Source organism: Aliifodinibius sp. S!AR15-10 (assembly GCF_031569985.1).
Lineage (GTDB): Bacteria > Bacteroidota > Rhodothermia > Balneolales > Balneolaceae > JAMQKA01.
In genome coordinates, this window is record NZ_JAMQKA010000026.1 from 67,260 (window position 1) to 77,526 (window position 10,267).

Annotated in this window: 7 protein-coding genes; 5 read left to right on the plus strand and 2 right to left on the minus strand. The window is 48.1% G+C overall.

Features of this window, described 5'->3' with window-relative positions:
* Positions 1 to 29 precede the first annotated feature (29 nt).
* The 3 genes from NC796_RS16275 (at position 30) to NC796_RS16285 (ending at position 3,827) form a co-directional block, all read left to right on the plus strand.
* On the plus strand, positions 30 to 1,790 hold the full coding sequence (locus NC796_RS16275) for a SurA N-terminal domain-containing protein (protein ID WP_310685887.1): 1,761 nt from the start codon (positions 30 to 32) through the stop codon (positions 1,788 to 1,790).
* Positions 1,791 to 2,052: 262 nt separating this feature from the next.
* A complete protein-coding gene (gene ribD, locus NC796_RS16280; RefSeq protein WP_310685889.1) occupies positions 2,053 to 3,186 on the plus strand; it encodes a bifunctional diaminohydroxyphosphoribosylaminopyrimidine deaminase/5-amino-6-(5-phosphoribosylamino)uracil reductase RibD in 1,134 nt (377 codons plus the stop codon).
* 35 nt (positions 3,187 to 3,221) lie between these two features.
* Positions 3,222 to 3,827: a riboflavin synthase gene (locus NC796_RS16285; protein ID WP_310685891.1), complete on the plus strand. Its 606-nt coding sequence runs from the start codon at positions 3,222 to 3,224 to the stop codon at positions 3,825 to 3,827.
* A gap of 116 nt (positions 3,828 to 3,943) precedes the next feature.
* On the opposite strand, the gene NC796_RS16290 is transcribed toward NC796_RS16285, so the two are convergent.
* Complete coding sequence (locus NC796_RS16290; RefSeq protein ID WP_310685892.1) at positions 3,944 to 6,715, minus strand: putative LPS assembly protein LptD; 2,772 nt, start codon at positions 6,713 to 6,715, stop codon at positions 3,944 to 3,946.
* A 112-nt stretch (positions 6,716 to 6,827) separates the two neighbouring features.
* Positions 6,828 to 7,136 carry a septum formation initiator family protein gene (locus NC796_RS16295; protein WP_310685894.1) on the minus strand — a complete coding sequence of 103 codons (309 nt, stop codon included), beginning with the start codon at positions 7,134 to 7,136 and terminating at the stop codon, positions 6,828 to 6,830.
* 490 nt (positions 7,137 to 7,626) lie between these two features.
* Here NC796_RS16295 and NC796_RS16300 point away from each other — a divergent pair, with 490 nt between their 5' ends.
* Positions 7,627 to 8,553, plus strand: coding sequence for a bile acid:sodium symporter family protein (locus NC796_RS16300; RefSeq protein WP_310685895.1), 927 nt, complete (start codon positions 7,627 to 7,629; stop codon positions 8,551 to 8,553).
* Positions 8,546 to 9,811, plus strand: a complete 1,266-nt coding sequence (locus NC796_RS16305) for a 1-acyl-sn-glycerol-3-phosphate acyltransferase (protein ID WP_310685897.1) — start codon at positions 8,546 to 8,548, stop codon at positions 9,809 to 9,811. Before NC796_RS16300 ends, NC796_RS16305 begins: the two co-directional genes overlap by 8 nt.
* Positions 9,812 to 10,267 lie beyond the last annotated feature (456 nt).

Here is a 10,267-nt window from a genome sequence, read left to right on the forward strand (position 1 = left end):
GTTTTTTTGTTATGGGCGTAATGGACAGAATGAGGAAAAACACCGGTGTTATTCTCTGGGTGTTGATTTTCTCTTTTGGTGTACTTTGGATTTTAGCAGATACGCAAGTTTTTGATGCCCTCCAGGCGGGCCCTCGCTCACTGGGTAGTGTCAATGGGGAGCCGATCTCTCTTGAAGAATATAATAGCAGGATAAGCGGCTATATCGACCGATATTCGCAGCAGACCGGGAACTCTATCACTCCCGAAATGCGGGCATATTACGAAGACCAGGCGTGGAATGAATTGGTTACCAGCAAACTGGTTCAGCAAAAAATGAATGAGCTGGGGATTAGTGTTACTGACCAGGAAGTGGTTGAAATGATTACCGGTGAAAATCCTGATCCATTTATCCGGCAACAGTTCCAGAGAGAAGATGGCACAATAGACCGGGTAGCGCTGCAGGCAGCTATTGAAGCCCCGGAAAACAGCCAACTCTGGGTGATGATTGAGCAGCAGCTCCGGCAAAAACGTCGCCAGCAAAAGATGAACAACTTTGTTCAATCTTCGATGGTGGTAAGCAGCCATGAGGTGGAACAGCAGTACCTCCGCAACAACACCACTGCCGACATCTCCTATATTCGCTTCCCATATGCGGAAGTGCCCGATAGTGCAGTCAACGTTACGGAGAGCGATCTTCGCGAATTTTATGAAAATAACCAGCGGCGTTATGAACAGAAGGAATCCTACCGGTTTAAATATGTAAGTTTCGATAAAACCCCGACCAGTGAAGATACCACGCGTACCTTCCGGGAATTGCGTAATATTCGCGACGAATTTGCCCAGGCCGAGGATGATTCACTGTTCCTGTTCCAACAGCAGTCAACCACGCCATACAGTGCGGAATTTGTTGACAAAAGCGAAATTCGGGAAGAGTTTACCCCTGTACTGGATCTGGAAAATGGCGAGGTGAGTGAGCCGATCCAAACCGGTGGAAAAGTGAACATCCTGAAGAAAATTGACGAAACTGCTGATCAAGTTAAATTTGTAGTATTAAGCTACGATATTCGCGCTGATCCCATCAATACCATTGACGCCCGTGCTGAAGAAGCTGACGATTTTAGCTACTTCGCGGAGCAAGAAGGCTTTGAAACCGAAGCTGAAAATGACGGACTGCAGGTCAAGGAGGCTTTTGCCACGAAAGACAACCCGTTTGTGGCGGGAATCGGTCAGAGTCGACAGATCTTGAACTACCTGGAAACCTCCTCTGAAGGCGACATCTCGCAACCCCTTGAATTGAGCAGCCAGTTTATTGTGCTCAAAGTTGAGGAGATCACTCCAGAAGGGGTCAGACCATTTGAGGAGGTAAAACAGCAGATTCAAAACCAGGTGCTTAACGAAAAACGGAAGGAACAGATAGCACAGCGTGTACAGGGTCTGCTCGATTCCAACAGCACCCTGGAATCCCTCTCTTCTGCAGCAGGAAAAGAGCTTGTTACGCAGGCAGGGCTTCGCAAGAGCTCTGTTGTTATCCAGGGAGCCGGACGTGAACCGGAAGTGATCGGAGCGGTGTTTGGCCTTGATGAAGGAGAGACATCGGGTATTCTCCAAGGAAATAGTGCAGTATTTGTGGTTCGGGTGGACGGCAAGCAGGAAGCAAACCTGCAGAATTTAACAACCAGTACCCGGCAACAGATCCGTCAACAGCTGCAGCAGGAAAAGGGTAAATCCTTCATGCAAGTTTGGATGGAACAGCTCAGGGCTGATGCTGATATTGAAGACAACCGGGCACAGCTGCTACGCCAAGGGTAGAGTACAAAAGGGACTTTGTTTTAAAGGGCAAGAGGAGCAATCTTCTTGCCTTTTTCTTTTTACAGGTATTGTGGATTGAAGTTCCTGGAATTTCTGTTTAGCAGACTTCTATATTCTGTAATTTGTTCAACCGTTTAGTCTCTTAACTTAGGATCTTCCTGAGTTGTTGGCCGTTTATTATAAATCAGACCAAATTTAGGGACAGCCTAAACTCAAAGACCGTACGAATTCAAAATTTGAAGAATCAAACCTGAAGAAATCATTGAGTTCTAGAAGCAAATTTAGCAAAACCGATCGCAAATGGATGCAGCTCGCCCTTGAAATAGCAGAACGGGGAGCAGGTTATGTGTCCCCGAACCCGATGGTGGGCTGCGTCATTGTTTCTAACGATGGAAAAAAGATCGGGCAGGGCTACCATGAACGATATGGGCAGGCCCACGCCGAAGTAAATGCCCTGCAACAGGTGAAAAATGAGGCCAACCTCGAGGGGGCTACCATCTATGTTACCCTGGAACCCTGCGCGCACCACGGCCAGACGCCACCCTGTTGCGAAATGCTCGGCGAACTGCCGATCAAACGAGTGGTAGTGGCGATGGAAGATCCTACAAAAAAAGTGGGCGGGAAGGGGATTAAGTACCTGCGCCAAAAAGGCATTACGGTAGAGGTGGGGTTGATGGAAAATGAAGCACGGGATCTCAATGAATTCTTCCTCCACTTTCATCAGTTTGAGCGCCCCTTTGTTACGCTCAAGATCGCCCAGACAGCCGATGGCTACATTGCAGCCCCGGACGGAGATTCTCAATGGATTTCCGGACAGACGGCACGCGAACAAGTACACCGCTGGCGCAGCCGATACGATGCGGTGATGGTGGGTCGCAATACGGCCCGGCTCGATAATCCCAGGCTAACGGTACGGCACGTAGAAGGCCGTCAGCCGCGCCGCATAGTAATAGATGGCCCCATGGACCTCCCCGATGATTTGAACCTGTTTACCGACCAATATGAGGAGAAAACGATTATCGTCACCCATAATCGTGAAAAGTATCAGAATGAAGCTGACCCGATGCTGAACATGCTGCAGTCCAACTATTTTCGTGGCAAAACACTGCTGGTGCCCGAAGTTGATGGGCATAGTGACCTGGAATCAGCCATGAAAGAACTTGCCGAACTGGAGGTTACCTCCATCCTCGTAGAAGCCGGGCAGTCGCTGGCTACTGCTTTGATAAAACAACGACTGGTGGACAAACTTGAGCTCTTTATTTCACCAAAATTACTGGGCGGGGGCACCCGTAGTCTGCTGGGCCTTGGGATCAACCACATGAAAGAGATTATAGAACTTCGGGATGAAACCTGGCGACAGGTCGGCGATGATCTCTTGCTGACGGGTTATCTGTAGAAATACTTTTTAAAATCATTTAAAACTGAAATATAATGTTCACAGGAATTATTGAAGAGACCGGAACCATTCAAACAGTAACCGACCTAGACGGCGGGAAGGAGGTTACCATTGCCGCCCCATTTTCAAGCGAACTGCAGGTGGACCAAAGCATCAGTATCAATGGGGCCTGCCATACGGTGACGGAGTGCGATGACAAAACGTTTACCGTGCAAAGCGTGGAAGAAACCCTTCGAAAAACCAATATCGGCGGTTTAGCAAAGGATGATCTCGTGAACCTGGAGCGCTCCATGACGATGGACCGGCTGCTGGACGGGCATATTGTGCAGGGACATGTAGACACAGTGGGTACCATCAAGGCTATTGAAAAAGAGGGCACAGATCATCTTCTCACGATTGCCTACCCAGAGGAGCATCGCAACCTGATTGTAGGCCGCGGCAGCATCGCAGTGGACGGCATCAGCCTGACTGTTGCACGAGAGGCGGTTCCTGAATTTACCGTCGCCATCATTCCCTATACATGGGAGCACACCAATCTTAAAGATAAGCAAGAGGGCGACACCGTGAACCTGGAGTTTGATGTGCTGGGGAAATATGTGGCGAGGAATCTAGAAGTGAGAAGTGAGATTCGTGACACGTAATGCGTAAGGAGTTGTCAAGAAATTTACGCATAAACGCATCACTCATTTCGTATTGTCATAGTCTTGGATTTTGTCCTCTAAACGACCCTTGTTAATGGTCGATTATCCCGAATTTGTTAAAATCCATATCTGCCTCCACGGCCGCGGCCGGTTGGTGAGGAGCTGCGCTCGAGATTATTGAGGCCCGGCAGTTTTTGTATTATTCCTGCCAGCTGACCGCTGTCAACACTCAGCCGGAAAAAGAAATACTGGAAGTCGCCGAACGGGTTCATCTCAAACGACAGGTTCCAGCAGTGCAGGTCACGACTCAGTGAAAACCGGGAGGGCGTCAGCTTCTGTTCTACAAAATCATAACCAATTTGTGTGCTAAATTGCCATTTTGGCGTGAGACGAAAGCGAATACTGTTAGCATTCAGCGTAGCAGATTCCCGGTTTTCTCCATTGGGATTCAATGTCCAGCGGTAGCTGAAATTAAAAGAGACATCCAGCGGCGTGGTCAACGGCTGCACAGGCTGACTATTAAAACGGGGATTAAAACCGTGATACATGCGCTGATTCAGGGGATCATATTGCGCCGGATAGCTCGGTTCTCTCGTCTGTATTCCACGCCCACGCCCTCCCCACTGCAGAGAATAACTGGCACTGACATTCCAGTTTAATAACTCGGGAAACTCTCCTTTTTCCCAAAGATAATCATCGATCTTACCACCGTTGGGGCCCCTTTGGTAAAAGTTAAACTGGGCCCCGGCCCTGATATTCACCCCTTCCACGATTGACGTTGAGAAATTGACATTCATGTCGCTTAGCTTGAGACTGTCGGCAGCGAAGTTATAGCTGCTGGAAAAATTAAGACGATCGATGAGGCGAATATTTTTCTCATTTTTTTCGCCCAGTGAATCGCGCTTCACCTGCTTGGCCTCAAATACGTTGTCCAGGCTAAAACTCAGGGAACGCGACTCACCGCGACCGGGACCCCTGAACACCTCATCTTCAAAAATAGAATATTTTTGCCTGCGATCACTGGCAGTGTCAGTCCTAACTTCCCGGTAAAAGCCCCAAAAATCACTGCTGAAATCCGGGCGATACGTAAATGACAATGTGGGCCGAACGGTATGCCTGAAAGCGGTGATATTGCCAATCTTCTGGTTCCAAAGCCCATAGAATGTGGTATTCATGCTCATCCCGGTACTAAAATCGCGGGCTGACTCAAATCCACGAACCTTTTCGGTCTCCACACGGTTGGAATCCGCATTAAAACTCTTGCGGATGCTGGTCGGGAACCAATACTCGTTGTAATCGAATCTCGGCGTCAGGTTTACAAAATTACCGGGCAGAATATTCCCAAAGCTGAAATCCATCTGCTGCCGAAAGCCAAATCGATAATGCTCTTCATTGTCGGTTGCTTCCCGGTATTTTGCCGGGTCCAGCAGTGCCTCCAGCCAGTTTATACGAGCAGAATCGGCACGGATCGGCTGGAACTCATATTCAGAGTCGAACTCGTTTTGATACCGGATGGAAATGCCTTCCAGGAAAGAAGGATCCCCTGTCTGTTGTTCATCCTCAAACGGGGAAAACTGCTTCAGGCTAAAATTCATTTTGGGCCCTGAAAGCTGAACAGTATTCGTCCTAAAGTTCTGATTTTGGTTAGCAGAGATACTGAAATTATAGGTATCCTCGGGATGGCGATACCGGTAGTTCATGCTTGAGCTGGTACTGGTTCGCGCGCGATCGTCAGGATCATATGAGTTTCTTTTAAAGAAATTGGTCGTCCGATAATTTATGTTTGTCGAGAAGTTGGCGTATGGCGAAATGGTCTGGCTGTGATTAATGCTTACCCTTTTCTGCACGCTCGGGGAATAACCCGGGTCGGATGGAAGAAGAGCCCCGTTTTCCCGGGAATACCCGATCTGAACCGAACCGTTATAGCGGTCCGTAACACGGTAGGTTGAACTGGCATCCAGGTAAAACGTGCCGGAGGTAAAAATGTCGACCGCAGCCTGTCCAACGAGGTGTTCATTAAAATATTGAAACCATCCCAGGTTCTGCAGGCCAAGCCCCCTGGAGTCTGTCTCCTGGAAAGCATATGTCGGCTCCAGCAATCCGGACTGGCGCTGGTCAATTCCTCTTAAAGGTAAATAACCAAACGGAAACACCAATGGATACGGAATGTCAAGGATGTAGAGCCGTGCCCGGGTAAAAAAGACCTCGTCGCGGTCCACGACTTTCATCCGGTCGGCTTTGATATAGTAATGCGGATGATCGAGCGTGCAGGTAGAATAGATACCGTCTTCCACAAAGATGGTGTGCCGGTCGGTATTTTTCACTTTGTCACCGATCAAGTTTCCCTGTTCCACCTGTACCCTGGCCACCTCGAACCGCCCCTTCTCCGACTGATAGTTGAATTTTATGTTATCGCTGCGAATGCGGTCTTGTTCGCGCTGTAGCACCGGCTGCGACAGGGAGTCGCCAGGTGTAGTGGTACTTGCGTCTACCTCGTGCTTGTCGAGGTCCATTGTTATTTTACCCGCAGTCAACTCCCCGGCCGTGTGCGTCACCTTCGACTGCCCGTAAAGCGTAGCATTCCGCTGGTTGTTCATATCGAATATCAGGGAATCGCGGGCAGAAAAGTTAACCTGTCCCTCCTGCTCCGGCTGCTGTGCACCTCCACCACCTCCTGGTTGGGCTCCGGGCCGTTGTTGCTGCATCTGTCGGCGCTGCTGCTCTCGAATCTCTTCGGGGGTCTCTGCATTTTGCAGCGTATCCGCCGTGGTGGTATCAGGTTGAGCCTCCTCCACCTGGGCATACAACTCCGTTGTTGCACCCAGCAAAAGGAAAAGGGGTAGCAACAGAAAAGGGCCCGACTTGTGTAGCAATGCCTTAAATTTCATAAATCCGACTAGCTGCAAAACGATACATCATTAGAAGATGTAATAACCCAAAAAAGATCGATAAAGTATAAGAGAAAAGGGAAGCGGTAATTCAATGTTATCGAATGATCGATCAATTATCCTTTTCACGGATCTTGTAGACCACATCTCCTTTTTTACGCATTCCGTACTCTTCACGAGCAATGCGTTCAAGGAGGGCGGAATCCGACTGTAAATCCTCAATTTTATCCTTTAGCTCTACAGTCTCAGCTTCCAGCTGCCGGGTCTTGGCCTTCAGGTCCTCTTTCCGCTCGCTGATCTGATAGCGAGTCAACAGGCTGTAAGTATCAATAAATGTAAACCATATGAACACGAAGCCCCCCAGAATCAGGATAAGGAATGACTTTCGCCAGTTTAGAGGATTTAGCAATTTCCAGTTCATGTATGGGGTCTGCTGAAAGCTATTTTTTTATTTTAGATCAAAATAGTGCAATTCAATCTATAATAGCAATTCTAATGCTAATATAGCTTAGTCATCTCTAATCATTTTATATTCAGACAAATATTAAATGTGATTTGAGCCGGTCGCTTACCTTTTTAGTTACCCTTCAAGTTTTTTACGCTCCTAAAGATATCACCAATAGCACATTTTTTTAACCTATGCTGTAAAGAAAGTGTACCAATGCCTATAGCCCGTGATATTCACCCGGGGTGAATTTTAAAATCACCCTGGGTAATCCTAAAAATCACCCAGGGTAATTAATGCAAGCCATGCTTATAAAACAGTAAAGCTCTTTCGTTAACTATGCAGTTCTTACCCAAATATTTTGTATCAAAATCCGCTAAAAGTTTTGTATCCTTCCGGAAAGCATCCTTCTACTTCAGCAAACACCACATATAGTTAGGGGTTTAACAGGTCAGGAAATCACACCATGAATGAATCGATTGATGCCTTGCAGCTAAACCTGGGTGACGGGGGATTATTGGCCATGAATATCTCCCTGGCTTTCATCATGTTTGGTGTTGCCCTGGAGTTGACGGTGGGTGATTTCCGCCGGCTTTCGAAGGAGCCCAAATCTACCCTGGTTGGCATCTTCTCTCAGTTTGTGTTCCTGCCTGCCATCACCTTGTTGCTGGTTCTCTTCTTTGAACCCCATCCCAGTATGGCACTCGGCATGTTTATGGTTGCGGCATGTCCCGGCGGCAATATCTCCAACTTTTTCTCACTCCTTGCCAAGGGAAACGCCGCTCTGTCAGTCAGTATGACTGCCATTGCCACGCTCGCCGCCATCGTTATAACCCCCTTCAATTTCACGCTCTGGGCCAGCATGTACGGTCCAACCAATGTCATCCTAAAGGAGATCCACATAAACTTGTGGGAGGTCTTCAAGATCATCGGGTTGATACTCGGACTGCCCCTCTTTTTTGGTATGATGGTGCGACATTTCAGGGAGCAGTGGGCCTCAAAAATAGCCAACTGGATCAAAGGGTTTGGCGTAATCTTCTTCTCAGGCTTTGTGCTGGTCGCCTTTGCCATGAACTTTGACAATTTTATCAACTATGTCCACCTGGTTATCGGGCTGGTTTTTTTCCACAACGCCTTTGCCCTGACCGGCGGCTATGGACTGGCCTCCCTGTTCAACCTGCCGGAGCCCGATCGTAAATCCATAGCCATTGAAACGGGTATCCAAAATTCGGGACTGGGACTGTTGCTCATTTTCAACTTCTTCGACGGGTTGGGCGGAATGGCACTTGTCGCTGCATGGTGGGGTATCTGGCACATTATCACCGGGCTTGGCATCGGGTGGTACTGGTCAATGGGAAAGTCAGCCCTGCAACGCGTAATAAGCAATGCGTAGAAACTACCTTTGGTACCAATTTTTTCGATATGCCGTGGTTAGCCCTGCACTTGATCTCTTCCACTCCCAATGCACGGTTTCCAGCACCGAATATATCCCCTCTGAAAAACCGGTTATCTTTGTTTCCAATCACCAAAACGCCCTCCTCGATGCCCTGCACCTGGTTTGTAACACGCGGAAGTTTGTGCACTTCCTGACCCGCGCCGAGCCGTTTGAAGTTCCGGTTGTAAGCTCTTTCTTGCGATCGCTGAATATGATGCCGGTCTACCGGGTGCGCGATGGGATGAGCTCGATAAAGAAAAACGAAACCACCTTTGCCCGATGCTATGACCATCTTGGGAAAGGAGACGCCATCCTTGTCTTTGCGGAGGCTAACCACGACCTGAGACGTCGGATCCGGCCGCTCAGTAAAGGCTTTACCCGTATTGCCTTTGGCGCCGAAGTTCGACACAACTGGCAACTGGATCTTCAGGTGATTCCCGTGGGAATAAATTACGGGCAACACCGGAAATCCCGCCGACCGGTTCACGTTGAGTTTGGAGAGTGTATTCCCATAGCAAGTTACAAAGAGCTGTATCTACAGGATGAACGGCAAGCAGCTCAAGAACTTAAACAAGCTACCGCCGAAGCGATGAAATCGCTGACGATGCATGTTCCGAATCTCAATCACTACCCTCTTCACCACCTCCTGCTTGATGAGTTGGAATCCAATCGTGAAAATCTCATACAGCCGGGAATTGTAAATGAACGGGTTGCAAAAATCGATGAGCATGTTAATGAAAAGCTGTTGGACAAAACCACTGAACTGTTGGAAAAAAGTGATGGTAAAGCAGATCTCAACAATTTCATAACGAAACAGAACTGGAAACCCAAAGACCTCCTGCTAAGCCCAGTGTACCTGTTCACCCTGCTCAATAATTTGATCCCATATCAATTGATACGCTGGATTACCGAAGAATTTATTCAAGATCATGTGTTTGATGGCTCAGCAAAATTTCTTTGCGGCCTGTTTCTGCTTCCCTCTTGGTACCTGCTGATAACTCTTCTACTGGGATTGGCTGGTGTTAACTCCTTTCTGATCCCGGGGTATTTTCTGCTGAGCCTTATTACAGCCCCACTTTTTGTGGATGCCAAAGATTTGTTATTAAAAGATTCTGCTCAACAACTGGAAAAGGAAAATCCAGAGTTATACCAAACTGTTATGTCGGAGATCGAACGATTCAAAGCGTGGCGAGAAGAGCTGTTTGAAAGGAATTAATAAACGTCAGTTCGATATAAGATTTCTTATTAACAACCCCGCGCTTGGTCCCTATGCTCTGCGTTGGGACCTGTTGGACGCTCTGCGTCCAGTATAACCTATGGTGCGACAGAGAACGTGGAGCGCCAGAGGGGCCTCCGCCGCAAAGCGGACGGAAGCGAGCAATTGGTTGAACAGTCGTCGGGCTATCCGGAATGCTGCTACATGCCGGTCATCGACTGATTTTTGGGAGCTGGAAGGGTAGTGGTTCAAAAGAAAATCGTAAAGACTGTTTATCTCTCACGTTAAATAAGCTATAAAAGCAGGCCGGTTTCATTTTTTAAACGACGAAAAAACGAACCTTTAGATTCCCGTTAGTAAAACGTTCTATATTGAAGGGACAAGTAACAGACTGGAGCTGTCGGGGTGACCTAGAAAACGAACCAGCTTAAAGAGCTATTTTTGGTATACGTCCCC

Excerpts from the sequence above, each read along its gene's own strand:
- NC796_RS16285 (WP_310685891.1), top strand. The coding sequence starts at position 3,222 with ATGTTCACAGGAATTATTGAAGAGACCGGAACCATTCAAACAGTAACC.
- NC796_RS16305 (WP_310685897.1), top strand. The coding sequence starts at position 8,546 with ATGCGTAGAAACTACCTTTGGTACCAATTTTTTCGATATGCCGTGGTT.
- NC796_RS16275 (WP_310685887.1), top strand. The coding sequence starts at position 30 with ATGAGGAAAAACACCGGTGTTATTCTCTGGGTGTTGATTTTCTCTTTT.
- NC796_RS16295 (WP_310685894.1), bottom strand. The coding sequence starts at position 7,136 with ATGAACTGGAAATTGCTAAATCCTCTAAACTGGCGAAAGTCATTCCTT.
- NC796_RS16300 (WP_310685895.1), top strand. The coding sequence starts at position 7,627 with ATGAATGAATCGATTGATGCCTTGCAGCTAAACCTGGGTGACGGGGGA.
- NC796_RS16290 (WP_310685892.1), bottom strand. The coding sequence starts at position 6,715 with ATGAAATTTAAGGCATTGCTACACAAGTCGGGCCCTTTTCTGTTGCTA.